This is a genomic window from Trueperaceae bacterium (genome assembly GCA_023954415.1).
Lineage (GTDB): Bacteria > Deinococcota > Deinococci > Deinococcales > Trueperaceae > JAAYYF01.
In genome coordinates, this window is sequence record JAMLIB010000006.1 from 179,959 (window position 1) to 198,587 (window position 18,629).

At 65.8% G+C, this 18,629-nt stretch carries 19 protein-coding genes; 11 read left to right on the plus strand and 8 right to left on the minus strand.

Annotated elements, in window-relative coordinates:
• Positions 1–19 precede the first annotated feature (19 nt).
• Positions 20–1,069 (minus strand): tyrosine-type recombinase/integrase, encoded by a 1,050-nt coding sequence (locus tag M9914_09480; protein MCO5174405.1) that lies wholly within the window; start codon positions 1,067–1,069, stop codon positions 20–22.
• Positions 1,070–3,195: 2,126 nt separating this feature from the next.
• Between M9914_09480 and M9914_09485 the strand changes: the two genes are divergently transcribed.
• From M9914_09485 to M9914_09510, 6 genes are all read left to right on the plus strand, one after another.
• Positions 3,196–5,055 (plus strand): DUF3387 domain-containing protein, encoded by a 1,860-nt coding sequence (locus M9914_09485; GenBank protein ID MCO5174406.1) that lies wholly within the window; start codon positions 3,196–3,198, stop codon positions 5,053–5,055.
• A 332-nt stretch (positions 5,056–5,387) separates the two neighbouring features.
• Positions 5,388–5,861: a hypothetical protein gene (locus M9914_09490; GenBank protein MCO5174407.1), complete on the plus strand. Its 474-nt coding sequence runs from the start codon at positions 5,388–5,390 to the stop codon at positions 5,859–5,861.
• Positions 5,842–6,066, plus strand: coding sequence for a hypothetical protein (locus tag M9914_09495; protein ID MCO5174408.1), 225 nt, complete (start codon positions 5,842–5,844; stop codon positions 6,064–6,066). Before M9914_09490 ends, M9914_09495 begins: the two co-directional genes overlap by 20 nt.
• 480 nt (positions 6,067–6,546) lie before the next feature.
• Entirely contained in the window at positions 6,547–6,897 is a 351-nt protein-coding gene (locus tag M9914_09500) for a putative addiction module antidote protein (GenBank protein MCO5174409.1), read from the plus strand.
• 153 nt (positions 6,898–7,050) lie between these two features.
• Positions 7,051–7,329: a type II toxin-antitoxin system VapB family antitoxin gene (locus M9914_09505; protein MCO5174410.1), complete on the plus strand. Its 279-nt coding sequence runs from the start codon at positions 7,051–7,053 to the stop codon at positions 7,327–7,329.
• Entirely contained in the window at positions 7,326–7,739 is a 414-nt protein-coding gene (locus tag M9914_09510) for a type II toxin-antitoxin system VapC family toxin (GenBank protein MCO5174411.1), read from the plus strand. The genes M9914_09505 and M9914_09510 overlap by 4 nt, the downstream gene beginning before the upstream one ends.
• 1,004 nt (positions 7,740–8,743) lie before the next feature.
• Here the strand turns inward: M9914_09510 and M9914_09515 are convergent.
• The 4 genes from M9914_09515 to M9914_09530 all read right to left on the minus strand — a co-directional run bounded on the left by M9914_09515 (position 8,744) and on the right by M9914_09530 (position 11,209).
• Positions 8,744–9,190, minus strand: a complete 447-nt coding sequence (locus M9914_09515) for an NfeD family protein (GenBank protein ID MCO5174412.1) — start codon at positions 9,188–9,190, stop codon at positions 8,744–8,746.
• Positions 9,187–10,101 carry an SPFH/Band 7/PHB domain protein gene (locus M9914_09520; GenBank protein MCO5174413.1) on the minus strand — a complete coding sequence of 305 codons (915 nt, stop codon included), beginning with the start codon at positions 10,099–10,101 and terminating at the stop codon, positions 9,187–9,189. The genes M9914_09515 and M9914_09520 overlap by 4 nt, the downstream gene beginning before the upstream one ends.
• Before the next feature lie 191 nt (positions 10,102–10,292).
• Positions 10,293–10,841 (minus strand): class I SAM-dependent methyltransferase, encoded by a 549-nt coding sequence (locus M9914_09525; GenBank protein MCO5174414.1) that lies wholly within the window; start codon positions 10,839–10,841, stop codon positions 10,293–10,295.
• Complete coding sequence (locus tag M9914_09530) at positions 10,838–11,209, minus strand: MmcQ/YjbR family DNA-binding protein (GenBank protein MCO5174415.1); 372 nt, start codon at positions 11,207–11,209, stop codon at positions 10,838–10,840. Before M9914_09530 ends, M9914_09525 begins: the two co-directional genes overlap by 4 nt.
• A gap of 244 nt (positions 11,210–11,453) precedes the next feature.
• Between M9914_09530 and M9914_09535 the strand changes: the two genes are divergently transcribed.
• Together M9914_09535 and M9914_09540 are read left to right on the plus strand one after the other, a co-directional pair.
• Positions 11,454–11,681 carry a ribbon-helix-helix protein, CopG family gene (locus M9914_09535; protein MCO5174416.1) on the plus strand — a complete coding sequence of 76 codons (228 nt, stop codon included), beginning with the start codon at positions 11,454–11,456 and terminating at the stop codon, positions 11,679–11,681.
• A complete protein-coding gene (locus M9914_09540; GenBank protein ID MCO5174417.1) occupies positions 11,678–11,947 on the plus strand; it encodes a type II toxin-antitoxin system RelE/ParE family toxin in 270 nt (89 codons plus the stop codon). Before M9914_09535 ends, M9914_09540 begins: the two co-directional genes overlap by 4 nt.
• Positions 11,948–12,017: 70 nt before the next feature.
• On the opposite strand, the gene M9914_09545 is transcribed toward M9914_09540, so the two are convergent.
• A complete protein-coding gene (locus M9914_09545; protein ID MCO5174418.1) occupies positions 12,018–12,887 on the minus strand; it encodes an aldo/keto reductase in 870 nt (289 codons plus the stop codon).
• Complete coding sequence (locus M9914_09550) at positions 12,884–13,678, minus strand: inositol monophosphatase (protein MCO5174419.1); 795 nt, start codon at positions 13,676–13,678, stop codon at positions 12,884–12,886. Before M9914_09550 ends, M9914_09545 begins: the two co-directional genes overlap by 4 nt.
• A 329-nt stretch (positions 13,679–14,007) precedes the next feature.
• Between M9914_09550 and M9914_09555 the strand changes: the two genes are divergently transcribed.
• The 3 genes from M9914_09555 to M9914_09565 all read left to right on the plus strand — a co-directional run bounded on the left by M9914_09555 (position 14,008) and on the right by M9914_09565 (position 17,178).
• Positions 14,008–14,871 carry a YihY/virulence factor BrkB family protein gene (locus tag M9914_09555; GenBank protein ID MCO5174420.1) on the plus strand — a complete coding sequence of 288 codons (864 nt, stop codon included), beginning with the start codon at positions 14,008–14,010 and terminating at the stop codon, positions 14,869–14,871.
• Between the two features lie 54 nt (positions 14,872–14,925).
• Entirely contained in the window at positions 14,926–15,471 is a 546-nt protein-coding gene (locus tag M9914_09560; GenBank protein MCO5174421.1) for an MmcQ/YjbR family DNA-binding protein, read from the plus strand.
• Between the two features lie 369 nt (positions 15,472–15,840).
• Entirely contained in the window at positions 15,841–17,178 is a 1,338-nt protein-coding gene (locus M9914_09565; GenBank protein ID MCO5174422.1) for a hypothetical protein, read from the plus strand.
• Between the two features lie 5 nt (positions 17,179–17,183).
• Here M9914_09565 and M9914_09570 read toward each other — a convergent pair whose 3' ends face one another.
• A complete protein-coding gene (locus tag M9914_09570) occupies positions 17,184–18,506 on the minus strand; it encodes a hypothetical protein (GenBank protein MCO5174423.1) in 1,323 nt (440 codons plus the stop codon).
• Positions 18,507–18,629: the final 123 nt, after the last annotated feature.

Genomic DNA, 18,629 nt, shown 5'->3' on the forward strand with positions numbered 1-18,629 from the left:
CGAGCGGGGAAGGCCCTCCTCACCAGTCCTCGATGTCCTCCCCGATGGACTGCGCGCTGATCTTGGCGTAGATGCGCGTGGTCTGGATGTCCGCGTGCCGCAGATGGGCCGCGACCCTGCCGAGGTCGCCGGTCTGACGGTAGTAGCGGGTACCCGCGCCGTGGCGCAGGCCATGCACGCCCGCGCTCGCGTACTCCACACCGGCCAGAGCGCAGACACGCTTGAACCTCCGCCTGGCGTGGTCAGCCGCCCAAGGCAGCACCAGGCCCGGGTCTCGCTGCCTGTTCTTGCCGTTGTGACCGGACATATCGACGAGCCTGAGGTCAGAAAGCGCGTCCCTGAGGCGCTTAGTGAGGCTGACGGTCGCGGCCTTGCCGCCTTTGCCGGAGCGCACGCGCAGCTGACCGCGCTCCAGGTCGAGGTCGGTCCACCCGAGGTCGGTCATCTCCGAGATCCGAAGGCCGGCGTGGGCGCCGAGGAGCACGACGACCTTCTCGGCCGGGTCGGCGAACTCCAGGAGCGCCTCGACCTCGTCGTCGCTATAGGGGCGGCGTTTCTCCCACGCCGGCGTCGGGTCCTTGGCGACCCTGACGTCGTCGAACGGGCGCGCTTCCGTCGCGCCCGCCCAGCGCAGGGCCTTGTAGAGCGTGCGAGCCGCGGCGAGCTTCACCTGTAAGGACGCCGGGCTGAGCGGTTCGTCCTTGGCGCCGTCGGGTGCACGCTTGGTCTTGGCGGGCTGCAGAGCGGCCGGCGGCGGCCCGGCCTCGAGGCGCCGCATGTAGACCACGCCGGCGTCCCGGCTCGGGCGCAGGAGGTTCTCGCCGGCCCAGGCCTCGACGAGGTCGAGGACGCCGCGCCGGTACGTGCGCAGCGTGTGCCGGCTGACCTTGGCGCCACGCGAACCGTGCAGGAAGAGGTACGCTTCGGTCAGGGCCCAGAGCTGCTCGGCGTCGCGGTTAGCGGCCGCGCTGGCGGCTCTGCGCTTGAGCTCCTCGGGCGGCAGCGCGGCCCAAGACTCGGCGCGGGCGAGCGTGTCGGTGCTGCGGGCGACTTCGATCTCCGGTCTCATGGTGGGAGTTTAGCAGAGTCTGATAAGACGAGTTATCAGGTTTTTTACTCGGGTCGCTCTCCGCAAGCCCTCGTGTTCGAACCTCCCCGCTCCCGTGAAGCGGCCGTCAGACGGATTACCCATTAGTGACGATTGCGCTACAGTGTCACCCTTCTTCATGGTTACCTGATGGCAGGCTGCTTGGAGAATTCGGCGAGGTGCTCGACGCCGGCCCGCAAGTGTTGGCCATTGAACGTCACATAGAGGTCTGAGTCATAACTTTGGGACTGAAATGAATGATCTTGCTGCTAGGCATCTGCGAGAACTTGACCTTGAACCGACCGCAACAGTGTCCGATATCAAACGGGCATTTAGGCAGCTGGCACTCGTATGGCATCCCGACCGCTTCTCTGGCAATGAGCAGTTGCGGGCCGCGGCCGAGCGAAAGATGGCCAGAATCAACGCGGCTCGGGCATGGCTTCTTGACAACCTGAGCGAATGGGGACCTCAGGCTCAGGAACCGCGACCAAGCCATACCTCTGGTCCGCACGCCGGGGCAGGCAAGCCGCATGCAGCACAACCTAAGACGGGACCTCGATACCCGGGATCGCATCACCCGCCAACCCAGCCGAGCTCCACAACGTCCAAACATCCATCGAAGCGAGGACCAAGCCTCGGCGGTATTCTTTTCATTGTCGCACTCATTTCTGTCCCTACGATTCGAGCACTGTCAGGCAGTGGATCCAACTCGGGGACCACGTACCAGCCCGCTCCTAGATCAAGTACTACGCCGTCAGCCGTGCCGCGGGCTCGGTTTCCGACCAACACAGTCCCCACAATGCCTACCTTCCCATCGACCAGTGGAGTTCAGCCCACCGTCGGGCAATCGGCTTCAGAAGTCACACCGGCGTCTTCAAGTACCCTCGCCACAGAGCCAGCGCCGTTCGGGTCGTCTTCGACTGCCCAAACTCACTCTGTAGTCGTGGTTCCCGGAGACTCGCTTTGGCAGATTGCTCAGGCCAATGGTGTCGCAGTAGACGACATCATTCGGGCTAACGGTCTTACCAGCACTGTCATTGTGCCAGGGCAAGTCTTGAACGTTCCGAGTCGTGAGGCACAAGCGTCAGTACCCCTCCAACCTTCTTCAGGTGACAGTGCAGTTCGTCAACCAGACGCATCAAGCCCAAATAGTCTGCAGCCAATGGCAACAGAGTCCAGTCCTCCGGTCGCTACCGAGGCACTTCCGTCCGTGCCGTCCCAACCTGCTGAGCCCCAGGCTAGCAGTACTCCTCCAAGTGTAACAGTCGCGCCGCTTGGTGAGCCCACTGAGTCCCCGCCTGCAGGCCTCCCGATTGCAGGGACCGCGAGTGACTCCGCATCACCGCCCGTGGGTGCAAGGGCCGCCCAGACTGCTCCCAGTAGCCTTCTCGATTCGAGGACTTCTGAAGCAGTTCCTCTTGGAGATGCCGCAAGTAGCAGCGGAGTACCTGCCGCAGGGACCGCTGCATCGGCGGCAGGGGCTGAGTCGACTATTACGCCGGAGTCGCCATCCGCAATTGCGGCTGCCCTCTCCCCCGACCTCTCAAGCTTCACCGCAGAAGAACGCCGCATCATCGAAAGCCAATGCTCCAGCGCACGGTCCCTCCGAGGCCTAGCCGCCTACAACCAATGCCTAATCAGTCAGTTGACCGACCTTCAGTGACGAAGCGAGTTCCGCATAGCAACGTTGTGGCACTCATGGAGCCGGCTTCACGCTGAGGGCCCGGCAATCTTGTACAGTCCAACAACGATAGTCTCGAAGACTCAGTTGCGAGAATCCAGTAAGGAGCGCCCATGAGCCTGTAGGAATGGGACTAAGGAGAAGTCGCGTTTCGGCAGCCAGACGGCTATCACTGTCGTAGAACATGGAGTGAAGTAACCGAGTACTAGAACATGTCGTGCATGAATCGTCGGCCAGCTTAGGCTTCACCGCCAAGCTCTGGGCTGCCGCTGGCTCCCTGCTCAACGACATGGACACTGCCCAGTAGAAGCACGACGTCCTCGGCCCCGCCTTCCTCGAGTGAATCTCCGAGGATTTTGCAGCCGAGTAAGGAGTTAGCTCCCCGGAGGTGGGACGATGGGTTTTGAGAGTTGGTTGTCGGAACTGTTTGACAAGGACGTCTCTGATCGCCGGGGAGGAGCGAACGCGCGAGGTCTTCGGCGATTACGTGTCGATCTACAACTTCCGCCAATCCATCGAGGACAAGGCCACCGTTCCCCTCTACTACGAGAACCGGTCGCCTGAGGTGCAGCTCGTCAACCCCGACTTCAACCGCGACATGGAGAGGATCCTCGAGGAGGCCGCACTCGACCAAGACCAAGAGCAGCGCCTGGCCCGGGAGTTCGGGCGTGAGTACCACCTGATTACCGACGACGACCGGCTCGACACTATCGCTACCGACCTGGTCGACCACTTCGTGTCGCGCGGCTACCATGGCAAGGCGATGGTGGTCTCCATCGACAAAGCCACCGCCGTGAAGATGTTCGACAAGGTTCAGGCGGAGTGGCAGCGCCGTATCGACACGCTAAGTGCCGACGTCAGTGCCGCCGCAGGTGAACATCGCCAGGCACTAACGGACAAGCTGTTCGAGATGACCGACACCAACATGGCGGTAGTGGTCTCCCCTTCCCGGAACGAGATCGCCGACATGAGGGCCAAGGGCGTCGACATCGAGCCGCACCGCAGGCGGATGGTGGCAGAAGACCTCGACGGGAAGTTCAAGGACCCCAGCGACCCGCTGCGGATCGTGTTCCTGTGCGCCATGTGGCTGACCGGCTTCGACGCACCCGCCACCTCGACCATCTACCTCGACAAGCCGATGCGCAACCACACCCTCATGCAGACCATCGCACGCGCCAACCGCGTGATGGCCGGTAAGCAGGCTGGCGAGATCATCGACTACATCGGCGTGTTCCGCAACTTACAGGACGCGTTGGCACTGTACGGGTCCGGGTCTGGCGGGGGCGTCGAGCCGGGTGACCTTCCCGTGGAGGCCAAGGAGGAGCAGGCAGAGGACTTAGCAGGGATGCTCGCTGACGTCGAAGATCATGCCAGTGCCCACGGCGTGAACCTCAAGCAGGGCATCGGTGTAGCCGGGTTCGACTGGGTCGCGTGGCTGGCAGGAGCCGCCGAAAAGCTCCTCGTCTCCGACGAGGTTCGCAGGGGCTTCCTCGCCCGCGCGGACCTATGCGCCGGCCAGTGGAAGGCGGTCAAACCGCACCCAGCCGCCACCGACGCCCAGCCGCTCATGTCCGTCATCGTGAGGCTGGCCCAACGGATCCGCATGGTGACCGGCAAACCCGACATCTCTGGGGTCATGGCGTCTGTCGAACGGCTGCTCCAGGAATCGGTCGACGCGATGCCGTTCGTGATCGACCCAGCAGAAACGGCACGGTTCGACCTGAGCGAGGTCGACTTCGACGCCCTCGCCGAACTGTTCGCACAGGGCAAGCGGCACACCGCGGCAGCACCCCTACAGGCCACGCTCGAGCAGCGCCTCGCACGGATGGTGCGCGAGAGCCCAAGCCGGATCGAGTTCGCCGAGAAACTACAGGAGGTCATCGACCGCTACAACGAGGGTTCCAAGAACATCGAGTCGTTCTTCGAGGAGCTCAAGGCTCTGGCGGGTTCATTGAGCGAAGAGGATCAGCGGGCGGTACGGGAGGAGCTTTCAGAGGAGGAGCTCGCCGTGTTCGACCTCCTCATCAAGCCAGACCCGACCCTCACCATGGCGCAGGAGGCGATGGTCAAGAAGGTCGCCCGGGACCTCGTCTACAAGCTCAAGTGCGACCTCCCCGTGCTCGACTGGAAGCAGCGGCAGGCGACCCTGGCTGCCGTGAAGGTAGAGACGCTCGACGAGTGCCTACCAGACGTGTACGACCGGGCGCTGTTCGCTCGGAAGTCGGCCGCTGTGTTCGAGCACGTGTTTGCGGCTTACGAAAGTGGCGGCCGGTCCATCTATGGGTAGGCGACTTCGATGTAGGGAGCCGTCGCTGGAACGCCCCCGGCCGTCGGGAAGCGTTCGGGATCGTGGCCGCACGCGCCCAACGCCTTCCGCGACTGCAAGTACCTGGCGTACGGGAACTACGCCATCGACTACGATTGCGCCACCCGCACCATCCGCTGGTTCGGCGCGAACGCGAATGTGCCGCCTCGGGGGAGTCGAACTCGACTCCCTAGAAACCACTGAATATCCAGGCCGGTCGGCTGATGTCGACTGTCCGCGTCAGCTGCCGCTGTTGCCGGCGCAACTCGATGGATGGAATCTGCATTCGATGCGCAAACGTTCTATCGTCTAGCATGGCTGACCCAACGAACGACGATGACCAGAATCCTTTCGATCGGGATCCATACGATGATAAGCACTATGAAAGCGTGGAGAGCTTCGTGAGCCTTCTTAGAGCCTTTGGTTACCTAGTCCAGGATGGTGAAGACTCGGCATTTACTGTCGTAGCCGATAGCGATCAACCGCCTATCGCGATCTACACTCTTGGCCAGTTCGTACATGAGGCGGTGAACCGGGGATTGTTTGACGGTGAGGTCGCGGGTTCTGACGGCCACGGCCACCCGCTCTCGGCAACTCTGTTCCGTAGCAACAATGCTCGTAACATCTCGCATAAGACTCCGCTCTGGCAGTTGGCCAAGGAACCCGTCGACTATTTCCGGCCTGTCAACGACTTACGAGTGGTCATCATCAGCTTCGCTTTCGATACTCCCGAAGGAATCCTTTCCGGTTCGAGTCGACGAGCAAGATGTGCTGGAATCCGATCTTGAGGACAGCGATCTGAGACAGGTGTGGCTCAACATCTTCGACCTCGAGTTCGACCTGGCGCGTGGCTTGGCAGACGAGCACATCATCGTGCACTGCGTTTCGCCTAAGGACAAAGGCTATCCCGGGGACCGTCAGTACTTCCTCATGGAATTGGATGCCTTCGAAGCGCTAAGAATCCCGGACGAGTGGCGAATTGGTGTGAACTGACCCTTGACCGCCTCAAGCGACCGCGCGGCGCCACGGTTTCTCTAAGAGGGCGTTCGGCGCCGGCTCCAGTCCGGTCTCAATCGCGTCTGCAGGAGTGCGGGCAAGGATAGAAGCCTAAAGAAGCCCGGCAGCTGACGAGCTCGCCGCAGATCTGATGTAGCCTATAGGCTACGTTTGCGGGATGCGCCTTGAGTCTACCCGCGAGTACCGGGCCTGGTTAGAGGGTCTGGCCGACGTTGAAGGTCGGTGGAGGATTCTCCGGCGGATCAACCGGCTCATCGAGGGTCACCCGGGCTCGCATCGGTACTTAGGGAAGGGGTTGTTCGAGTTGAAGATCGACGTTGGCCCCGGCTACCGCGTCTACTATTCGCTCCACGGTTCGAGCCGCCTGGTTCTACTCGCAGGTGGGGACAAGAGCACCCAGACCAGAGACATCGCAAAGGCGACGGAGTTGAGTCGCCTGTTTCGGGAGGCGTAGGCATGGCGATTCCCAGCAAGAAGGCTATAGAGGAGCTTGGGCTTCTCCCGTACGACGTTATCGATTACTTGCAGACGCCGGAGGATCGCGCGGGGTACCTAGACGTCTGGCTCGAAGAGTCCCCCGAGGACATTCGAGGCCTATCGCGTGTCATCGGAGACATTGCCCGTGCCAAAGGAATGACCGAGGTCGCGGCCGCGGCTGGCCTGAACCGCGAGAGCCTCTACCGCGCGCTCAGCGAGAAGGGAAACCCGAGCCTGGCAACCGTCATGAAGGTACTGATCGCTTTGGGGATCCGACTGAGGGCCGAGGTGGTGAGCCCGGAGAGCCCGGACCCCCCTACCGTCAAGTAGCTCGCTGGTCACGTGCCCCGCGTAGCAGGGTCAACCAGCCCGGCTTTCCCGGCGAGTCACCGAGAAGCAGACCGGGGCATCTTGAGGTGCCTCCACAAGACTCTGTCCTCGTCTCACTCTTTACCGTCTACCAAGATTTGGTAGACTTCTACCATGAGCCTCAACATCAAGAACCCCAGGACCACAGCCTTGGTGCGCGAGCTCGCTGAGCGCACGGGCACGTCCCAAACGCAAGCCGTGGAGGCCGCCGTCATCGAACGGCTCGCCGCGCTCGACGCAGACCATGCGAACGGCTCTGCGACCAAGGAGGCGAAGCTCCGAACCGCTTCTGCCCTGCTGAACCGGATCCGCGACGACCTCTCCGAAGATACCCGCAGCGAACTGCGATCCGCGGAGTCGGAACTCTACGATGAAGCCGGCCTTCCCAGATGATCCTCGACACGTCGGCGATCTTGGCGATCATCCGAGGCGAGGCTGGCGCTGAGCGCCTGGAAGAGCTCATAGCCGCCCAGGCAGCACCTCGCATGTCCGCGGCCACCGCGGTGGAGCTCAACGCCGTCATCACGCGCCGCCTGCCACCGGAGAAAGTTCGTCTGGTAAGTCGCCTGCTACGGGCCTGGAACGTCGAGATCGTGTCGTTCGACGAGGAGCAGTCGAAGATCGCGAGTCGCGCGTACGCCGATTACGGTAAAGGCAGCGGGCACCCCGCCCAGCTCAACCTCGGCGACTGCTTCTCTTACGCGTTGGCAGCCGCGACAAGCTTGCCCCTACTGTTCGTCGGCTCGGACTTCAGCCACACCGACGTGGAGCCCGCCTATTCGACCCCAGCAGACCCGCTGTAGCCGCGAACTGGCGGTCCGCGCCGGCTAGGTCGGCCGCTACATGGACCGCTGCGGCTCCGCGCGGTTGGCTCGCCTCTGCACGCCGACGCCAGCCGCGAGCGAAGCGAATAGGGCTTGGCGCGTTCAGGTCCATGCGGAATGTGCAACGCGAGCGACCGATCGACATAGCAAGACATCGCAAGAACACCCACCTACTAGCATCGCTCACCCCCTCATTCAAGTATCACGTCGACCCCGACGACTTGCACAGGATGCAGTGTTGTCTGCAGCATGGGTGGCGGCGTGAGCGCACACTAGGCTTCTACCTATTGAGGGAAGTGGTGCGAATCCTGTCTACTGAGCTCACCGCTAAGGGAGGCCAAGAGTGCCAGTATCGTTAAAGAATGTCGAGGCGGACGCCAGGTCTCTAAGTAGCGAAGACCGCGCGAGCCTAGTCCAAGCCATCCTGGAATCCCTACACCCGATGGATCCGGCTGTCGAGAAGGAGTGGAGCGCCGAGATCGAGCGTAGAGTCGACGCTTTCGATCGCGGTGAGCTCGCCACCTACTCTGCTGAGAACGTAATTGCTGAAGCGCGCCGATCTACGAAGTGAGGAAGTCGCGATGAGTCTCGGAGTACGGAGGGTTCTCGTCAGGGGCTTTCCCTATGCGGTCGTCTATCGCCCGGTCGAAGACGGCATCCTCGTCTACGCTGTCGCACATCTCGCACGTGCGCCCGGGTATTGGCGGCACGGCCGACTCTGAAATCGAGCCGCCTTCTAAACGATTACCCCGATTCAGGTCGAGGCATGATTGTTATCAACGATGGCGTGGGCACCTACAAGGGACCGGTGGTGACTGGGAGCAGCGCCAAGGACAATACGTTGGCTCGGACTTCAGCCGCACCGACGTAGAGCCCGCCCATTCGACATCGGCAGACCGGCTCTAGCCGCGAATCTAGGCTTAGCGCGAGCCGCGCTCATTAGGTTAGGTAGGCCACGCTGTGCCCGGCGCTACATCCAGAGCTCAAGAACGGCCGGCCGGCCTCACGCGCAGCGTCGTCCCGTCCACTCCTACGACCTCGACGACCTCCCCCGCCGCCACCGGCTCTCGCGCCTCGGCCGCGTAGCTGGAGTCGCCGACCCGTACCCTCCCCCGTCCGTGCTCGAACGTCACCAGGCTCTGTAGGCGCTGTCCGACCAGTCCCTGGAGCTCCTGGTTGAGCTGCGGCCCCGCGCGGTTGGCCCGCCTCTGCACGGCGACGCCGGCCGCGAGCGAAGCGAACATGAGCGCAGCGAACAGCAGGAGCTGCCACGTCAACGGCAGCGCAGGCCACAGCGCCAGGACCACGCCGGTGGCGGCCGCGCCCAGCCCGATCCAGAGGAGGAAGACGCCGGGGGCCGCAAGCTCGAGGCCGACCAGGACGGCGCCGGCTATCCACCAGAGCCACGGCGTGTCGAACAGCCAGCTCATCCCGACTTCACGCCCTGGAGGAGCTCGGTCACGCCAGCGACGGCGCCCGTGATGCCCGTCGCCTCCACCGGGAGGAGCACGACCTTGCTGTTGGGCGCGGAGCCGACCGCCTGCAGCGCCGCCACGTACTCCTTGGCGACGAAGTACTGCACCGCCCGCACGTCACCGTCCCGAATGGCCTCGGAGACCGTGGCCGTCGCCTTCGCCTCGGCCTCGGCGGCCCGCTCCCGGGCCTCGGCCTCGAGGAACGAGGCCTCGCGGAGACCCTGCGCACGGAGGATCTGGGCCTGCTTCTCCCCTTCAGCTTCCAGGACCGCCGCCTCGCGCCGACCGTTGGCTTCCGTCACCGTGGCGCGCCGCCGCCGCTCGGCCGTCATCTGGAGGTTCATCGCATCCTGCAACTCGGTGGACATGCGGATGTCGCGGATCTCGATGCGGATGATCTTCACGCCCCACGGCTTGGTCGCCTCGTCCACGACGCCCATGAGGGTCTCGTTGATGCGTTGGCGGTTGGAGAGCGTCTCGTCTAAGTCCATGGCCCCGATCACGCTCCGTAGGTTCGTGGTCGTCAGGTTGATGATGGCGTTCTGGAGCTGCTGCACCTGGTACGCGGCCTTGGCGGCATCGTCGATGCGGAAGAACACCACGCCGTCCGTGACGACAGCCGCGTTGTCGCGCGTGATCACCGTCTGGGCCGGCACGTCCAGCACCTGCTCCATGACACTAAGCCGCTTGCCGATGCGGTCCATGAGGGGGACGATGAACCTGAGCCCCGGGGTGAGCGTCTGCACGTAACGGCCGAAGCGCTGCACGGTCCACTGCTCGCCTTGGGGTACCGTCTTGATACCAGAGAACAGGATGGCGAGAGCGACTATCACCAGAACGACGGTCAGGAGGCCGAAGCCGTCCATTGCTGCTCCTTCCCAACGTGAGGCCCCCGGATCCCGGGCGCCGCGGTCGTAGGCTGTCTGCCTAGTCCGCATAGTATCGGGTTCATGAGGCCGTCGATCGGGCGCCTTCTAGGCTCACGGCGTCAGTGGCGGGCCAGTTCGCCGCTGTCGGCGTGCGTGCGGGGCTCCGCGGCGCTGGAATCATGCTTCGGCTAGTGCAGGCCCACCTTCGACGCCACCGCGGCGTAGATGTCCGTCGGGCCGTACCGCGACCTGCGCCGGCCGATCTCGGTCGGCACACTGAGCTCGGCAGACACGGCGATGTCTGCGAAGCGACCGGGCGGCACGGGGAACGGCACCCAGGCCGAGCCCTGGGTCTGGTCGTACTCCACGAGGATCAGCACCCCGCCGCCCTTGAGGTGGCCCGCGACGCGCGCGAGCACCTCGCCTTGTGAGCCGCGCTCGACGAAGTGCAGGGAGTTCGCCATCACGATGCCGTCCAAGTCTCCAACCGGAAGCGGCTCCCGGAAGTCGGCCTCCAACGGCACCACGTTCGCCCCAGCGCTGCGGGGCTCATCACCGACGAGCTCGGACAGGGCACGGACGTCGCGGTCGACGGCGTGCACGGTAGAGCCCGGTCCGAGGAGGCTCGCCAGCGCTCGCGTGAACGTCCCGCTGCCGGCCCCGAGGTCGGCCCAGACTCCACCAGCCCGGCCGACCACGCCCCGCACGATCAGGCGTTCGGCCTCTGCGAGGTTCATGCTCTCGCGTCTTCGTCGAACCGGGCGAGCAGGCCGGGAGGGCATACGGCCCGGTAGGCTTCGGTCAACACTCCTTGGAGTTCGTGCTGGTCTATCCCACCATCCAGGTAAAGCCCGAGCCAGCCCCGATGGCCTACGTACGGTGGGCGGAAGTACCGCTCTGGATAGGCGGCGACCAGGGCCTCCTGCGCTCCTCGAGGCGCCGCGCACCACAGGTGCGGGCGGAGGACGTCGTGATGGGTCGCGTGGAAGGCCGCGAACTGCTTCTTACCGCGCACGAACCAGGCCGGATGGCCGTGGCTGGGGCGCTCCTCGACCTCGGGGAACGACCGGCAGATGCTCCTGACCAGCGTTTCGGCTGATGCCATGGTTAAGGATAGCGGCGGTGCAAGCCGCAGGCCGTGCGTGGACACCGTCACGCCGCGCCCGAGCAGATCACCAGTGCGGCGAACCGACGTTCGCTTGGCAACCGCCTAGTTCGAATGGCCGGTGCGACTCCTCGCTGGAGACACTAAACGCATGCCGCCATCTTTGCTCATGGACAAGCAGAGGTCCAAGCAGATCGAGTCACGCCCGCGAGTGTGCGATACTTGTATCGCAGGAGGTAGCCCTATGCCGCTCTCCATCCGCCTGGACGCCGATAGCGAGGCCCGGCTGACCGCTCTCGCAGCGAGAACCGGTCGCTCCAAGACGTACTACGTGCGCGAAGCTATCCGTGCGCATCTCGATGAACTCGAGGAGATCTATTGGGCCGAGGAGGCCGTCAAGGAATGGATAGCTCAAGGACGGCCCAGCAGGCCAGCGGCAGAGTTCTGGGCCGAACTTAAGCTCGACGAATGATCCGCTGGAGGCTGGTCACGACACCGGCCTTCGAACGCTCCGCCCAGAGGCTCAGCCCCGACGTTCAACGCCGAGTACGCGACTACCTGAACGATTTGTGCCGCCTAGAGGATCCTCGTGTTCGCGGCAAGCCCCTCCGTGGCAACGAGTCAGGTCTATGGAGGTACCGCATCGGCGACTACCGGGTCATCACGTCCATCGAGGATGAACGGCTAGTCATCGTGGCAATCAAGCTGGGGCATCGCTCGCAGACGCACCGGAAGTAACGTTTCGCAAGATCAAGTGGCAGACCGCCACGGTCTGAGCAACGTTTCACCGGCCTGTTTACCTTCCAGCCTAGCCGCGACCACCCGCCCGCCCGATGGCCTCGAACTCCTCCTGGCTCAGCTCGATGCCCGCCGCAGCCACGTTCTCCACGAGGTGCGCCCGCTTGGACGTGCCGGGGATGGGCAGCACGACGGGGCTGCGCTTGAGCAGCCACGCGATGGCGACCTGCGCGGGGGTCGCGTGGTGGCGCCGAGCGGCCGCGGCTAGTGGGGAGTCGTCGTTCGTCGGCCCGCCGCCCTCGATGGGGCGCCACGGGATGAAGGCGATGCCGTGCGCCTCGCAGTGGTCGAGGACGGCCTCGTGCTGCCGGTACGTGAAGCTGTAACGGTTCTGCACGGAGGCCACCGGGAAGACTTTGCGCGCGGCTTCGATCTCCTCTATCCCGACCTCACTCAGGCCGGCGAGGCGGATCAAGCCCTCGTCGAGCATCTGCCTGATGGCGCCGAACTGCTCGTCACGGGGCACCTTGGGGTCGATGCGGTGGAGCTGCCACAACGCGATCTGCTCGACACGCAGGAGCCTCAGGCTCATCTGGACCTGCTGGATGAGGTACTCGGGTCGCCCCAGCGGCACCCACCGGTTCGGGCCCGGGCGTGCCTGGCCGCCCTTCGTGGCGATCACGAGCCCGTCGGGGTACGGATACAACGCCTCGGCGATCATGGGCTCTGAGACGAGTGGCCCATAGGAGTCCGCGGTGTCGATCAGGTCGATACCCAGCTCCGGCACGTCGCGCAGAGTCGCCAGGCACTCCTCGGGGTCCTCGGGCGGGCCCCAGACGCCCGGACCCGTGACGCGCATGGCTCCGAACCCGAGGCGGTTCACCCCCACCTCGCCGCCCAGCATGAAGCGGCCCGCCTTGCTCGCGTTCACTTCGTTCATCGCTCCCTAACCCCTCCCCGCTTGAGCAGGTCGAGCAGCTGCCCGTGCAGGTGGCCGTTGCTGGCCACGAGCGCGGGGTGGCGGATGTCGTACTCCGCGCCGTTTTCGTCCGTGACCTTGCCGCCCGCCTCCCGCACGATGAGGGTGCCGGCCGCCACGTCCCACGGGTTGAGCGTCAGCTCCCAGAAGGCGTCGGCGCTGCCGCATGCCACCAGGCAGAGGTCGAGCGCGCCCGCACCGGCGCGCCTCACCGCCCGCGCCTCCCTCAGGCCAAGGGCGAAGGCGCCCAGGTTCTCGCGGATGTCGTCCTCGACGGCGTTGAAGCCAGTCGAGACGACGGCCTGTCGGAGCTCCGTCGTGCCCGTGACGGCGATCGGGCCGCCGTCGACGCGCGCGCCCTGGCCCCGCACGGCCGTGTAGAGCCGGTCGCGCACGCTGTCGAGCACGACCCCGACCTCTACCGTGCCCTCGATCTCGAGGGCGACCGAGACGCAGTAGAACGGGAAGCGCGCCGCGTAGTTGGTGGTGCCGTCCAGCGGGTCGACTATCCAGCGGTGAGTGGCTCCGGCGGCGCCCTTCTCTCCCCCCTCCTCGCCGAGGATCGCGTGGTCGGGGAAGGCCCCGCTCAGGACCTCGCGGATGCGCGCCTCGCTGAGCTTGTCCACCTTGGTGACGATGTCGGCGAAGTTCGCCTTGGTGTCGACCTGCTTGTCGGCGTCGGCGGCGTAGAAGCGGTGGATGCGCCCCGCCGCCTGCGCCGCCGCGATGGCTACGTCGAGGAACTCGTTCATGGGCGCCATGATAGGCCCACCAGGGCGCGACCCGGAGGCGCGTGTCGAGGAACCGGCTTTGCAGCGAGGCGCTAGGCGCGGTCCGACCCGGCGGTCCGGGGCCGGCCGACCTGCGCGGGTCCGGTCGCTCCGGGCCCGACCGTGTACCCTGCCCCATGGCTCGGGAGCCTCGAGACCACCAACCTGCAGAGCCGGCGACCGGTCCGGGGACCGCGGCCGGCAAGGATGGCGTCGCCACCGTCGGTACCGCCCTCACGGGCGCCGCAAGCCGCAGCCGCTTGGCCACCCGCGCGAGCGGGGCGGTCGCGGCGTTATACCGGCTGCGGCCGATGCGCGTCCTGCACAACTACAGCCTGAACCGCGGACCGCTGCTGGCCGCCGGGCTGTCGTTCCACTCGATCTTCGCGGCGTTCGCCGCGTTGTGGCTGGGCTTCTCCATCGGCGGCCTCGTGCTCCAGGCGCAGCCGAGGCTCAGCAACGCTGTCTTCGAGTTCATCAACAGCGCGGTCCCCGGCCTGATAGACATCGGCGACGGCGACGGGCTCGTCAAGGCCAGCGCCCTCCTCGCGGCGCCGGTGCTGAGCTGGACGGGCGCGGTCGCCTCCGTCGGCCTCCTCCTCACCGCCCTCGGCTGGCTGGCCGCGACCCGCGCCGCCATCCGCACGATCTTCGGACTGCCCGGGCCAAGGACCAACCCCCTGATCCTGCGCCTACAGGACGTCGGACACGCCTTCGCGTTCGGCCTGGCTGTGCTCGTCTCCGCAGGGCTCACGCTCGTGGGCACCCGGGCGCTCGGGACCTTCGGCGCCTACTTCCATTGGTCGGCCACGGACCTCGCCGCCCGCGGACTCGGCCTCGTCGTGATGTTCCTCTTCGACACCGTTGCGCTGGCGAGCCTGTTCCGCGTGCTGGCGGGCATCCCCATCCCAGCCAGACGCCTGCTCGGCGGCGTGCTGATGGGCGCCACCGGCCTCGGGGTCCTCAAAGTGCTGGGGAGCCGTCTGCTGGTCGCCTCCGGGAGCAACCCGCTGCTCGCGTCCTTCGCGGCCATCATCGGCCTGATGATCTGGTTCAACCTCATCTCGCAGGTCATCCTGATGTCGGCTTCCTGGATCGCCGTCGGCGCCAGCGACGAGGGCAGCAGCGTCGGCGGTCGCACGGGCGTGGACGACCGGGACACAGGCCCAAGATGACACCACTACCGGCCGCGTAGCGACCAACGTCATCGCCAAGGAGGTCTCGGCAACATGACGACCAAAGCGCAACTCCGCAAGACCGCCCTCTCACTGCCGGAGGTCGAAGAGGGCACGCACTTCGGCGCGCTCGCGTTCAAGGTGCGAGGCAAGGGGTTCGTGTCGCTGACCAACGATGGGTTCGTGCAACTCGCGCTGACGGACGAGCTCACCGAGCAGGCCCTGACGCGCTTCCCCAGCGCCGAGAGGATCACGCGCTCGGGCAAGGCGATCGGCGTGCGGGTCCCACTGGCCGCCGTCAACGGCATGGAGCTGAACTCGCTCGTGGAGAAGTCGTGGCTGAGCAAGGCGCCCGCGGCGCTCGTGAAGGCACGACTGGCCGCGCATGGCGGCGCGGCCGGGACGGGTGCGCGTGCCTTGCCTAAGAGCATAGGGAGACCGGCGACGCGGGCCCTGCTGGCGGCCGGCATCGGCTCTCTTAACGATGTGGCACGGAGATCGGAGTCGGAGTTGCTTGGCCTGCACGGCGTCGGCCCTAAGGCCGTCCGCTTGCTGCGAGAGTCCTTGGCCGAGCACGGCTTGGCGTTCAAGAGCTTCTAGAGCGCGGGACAGGCTCCGCACCGCCCGCCGTGCCCGGTGAGGCCTTGTCCCAGCTCTATGAGGTCACCTACCGAGTCGTCCCGCGCATGTCGTCGTTCGGCCGGCCCACTCCGTTCCGGGAACGTCCGTTGCGAGCCGACTGCGCTTGGCTCATCGCCGACTCGTGCGAAAGCTCCCAAAAACATTTGATAACACGTCAACCACGACAGTCCATCTCGCATTGTCAACCATGCCGTGAACGGCCGCCCAAAACGGCCTATAGCGGCCTTAGGATCAGCCATGGCACCTCGAGTCGCACGACCGGCAAGCGCAAGGCGGACGACCCCCGACAGGCGTGTCCGCCGCTCATTGGCGGGCGTCCTCGTCGCTATGTTGACCCTTGCGCTCACCGGCTGCCCGAGGCCCCTACGCCCCGACCGTCTGGACTTCGACACGGATCCGCGGATCCTACGCGGCGCCTACCTGGGCTTCGTGGACACCCGCAGCGTGCCGACTGCCACGGCTCTCGCGGGCGACGCTTCCTTGCTCGCCACCGGCTGGCCGGACGCGGTCGACCTGTGGCACCCGGAGACCGCCGAGCCGATCGCGACCCTGGACCCGATCTGGGACGAGGAGATCTGGCAGGTCGCCCTGAGCGTCGACGGCCTCGGAACGCTCGTCGCTGGCATCGTTAACGGCGCCGTGGGCCTCTGGAGCGGCCGTGACGGCAGGCTGATCAGGACCTTCGACCTCGCGGAGCGTCCGGCGGCATGCGATGAATGCGTACTCGAGCGACTGGCTCTCAGCCCCGCGGGCGAGACCCTGGCGGTCGGCGGCCGGACCCCCTACGTCCTCGTCCTCGACACGACGACCGGCGCGCTCGTGCGCGAGCTGGAGACGGGTGGTGACGAGGCCGGGCCGATCGCCTTCAGCGCCGACGGCACGCTCCTGGTGTCCGCCTCCAGCGTCTCGGCCGCCGGCTACGCGTTGAGGGTCTGGGACACCACCACCTACGAGGTCGTATTCGAGCGCGAAGGACCGCTCGGCTGGAGCCGCGGACCGCAGTTCGCCTTCAGCGCGGACGGACGGCGGCTGGCGGTCGGGTCGGCAGACAAGGTCGAGCTGTTCGACATAGCGGGCGGAGCCACCGAACTGCCCCTGGGCGCGCCGGAGGAGACCTGGTTGCAAAGCCTCAGCCCCGACGGGACCCAGGTCGGGCTCGCGTCGCTCACTCCCCAGCACGACCTCTACACCGTGACCGTAGTCGACGCGGCCACCGGCGGTCCGTTGGCACGGTTCCCCCACACGCGCAGTGGAACCTCGCTCTGGAGCACCGACGGCCGTTTCCTCATCGCCGGCTCCCAGCTGGTCGGGGCGAACGACTTTAGTGTCGTACGCGACTACGCCGTCGGTCAGTACTACGCCTTGGAGCTAGCAGCCACCGCCCAGTACGTGAACGCCCGCAAGTACGCCGTCTCGGGGACGCTGAGCATCGACGGTGGCGCCGGCATCGAGGTCTCCGGGATCGTCGACGGCTCCGACAGCCAACGCTACCTGCAGCCGCAGTACGGCGTCCCGCAACCGGCCGGGCTGCGCCTCGAGCTACGGGACCGTCCGTGGTACCTGAGGGCCTGGCAGTACTCGAGCGCCTGGCACGGGTCCATGGACGAGATAGTCGCCGAGGAAGCCTTGGCGACGGGCAGGTTCGAGTTGTGGCGCGCGCCGTAGCTCGCTCATAACCTGACCCGCAACACCCGGGCCGGCCGGCCGAAACCCTGCGTCAGGTCCTTGCCCTCGACCGCAGCGTACCCGTGCCGCAAGAGCCGCCCGACGACGCGGTTCACGGTGCGGGTGCTCACGCCCAGGAGCCCGGCCAGCTCCGCCGAGGTGAACAGGCTGGTGTTGCGCGACACCGTGAGCTCGTAGAGGCGGTTCAGGACCTGCGTGCCGACACCGGTCTCCCCCGCTATCCTGGTCAGGTTCACCTCCACGCTGCTCTGGTCCGGGTGCCGCTCGCTCTTCGGCTTGATCGGGCCGAGCAGCTCGCCCGAGTCGACGACGACCAACGCGCGCGTGCCCGTCAGCGTCAGCCCCTCGTTCAAAGCGTTGAACGCGTTCGCCTCGGCCTGCTTCACGGTCTGCCCGCAGCCGATGCTGATCGCGGCGTCGAACGTCGTCTCCATGGTGATGTCGCGCATGATGCCGATGTTCGCGAAGCGGTCCGTGGCGTTCTCGAGCAGCGAGCGGCTGCACAGGATCAGGTACTCCCACCGGCTCAGCTGGAACATGGCGCTGTCCACCTCCTCCGCGAAGACGGCGATCAGCTTGGCCACCTTGCTGAGGTCGTCGACTTCCCGGATGGGCATGGTGCCATGATAGCGGTACCTCTCCTTGTACTGCAGGTGGATGTGCATTATCGCGAGTCCCGTCGCGTCCTGCACGCGGACCTGGTGGCGCAGCATCAGGTTGCGTATCTCGTGGACGAACGACTCGACCGCCGGGCTGATCAGGGTGCTGGGAACCCCGAGGCCGAGCAGCGAGTGGTGCACGTCCGTGATGTTCGTGATACAGAGCCGGGCGCCGGCGGCATGGTTGTCGAGGTGCTGTTGCAAGGTCGCGTTCACGAACCCGTCACGGCCGGCCGCCACGCTGACGCAGCGGATCGTGATGCGCTCCTCCGCGATGCCGACGCTGCCCAGCGCGGCCGCGACGGCCGGGGTATCGAACGAGTCGACGCTGATGCAGTCCGGCACCGAGCCGAACTGCACCGTGGCGGCCAGGACGCTGATCAGGAGGTCGGAGCTGTCCACGTCCACGTAGCGGACGGGCACGGCATGGTGGAGGCGTCCCGCTACCAACAGGTACGGATCCCTGCGGGAGTAGAGGATCCCGTCGCACCGGGCCTGCAGGTTGGCGATGCGCTCGACCGCGTCGGCGATGTCGTCGTCGTTGCCGAACTCCTCGGGCACGACGACGACGTCGTCGAAGTACTCCTCCACGATGCCGCGTACGACTTGCAGGGTGTCGCGGTGACCGACCACGCCCAGCTTGAACATCTCTAGCCTCTCCCCTTGCCCAAGGGTGCGGACCGCGGGGCCCCGTGGGCGTGCGGCCGCCGAAGCTGCCGCGCTCTGCCGGATCTATCCATCCGGAGGGGTAGGCCCGGCGCTGCGGCGCCA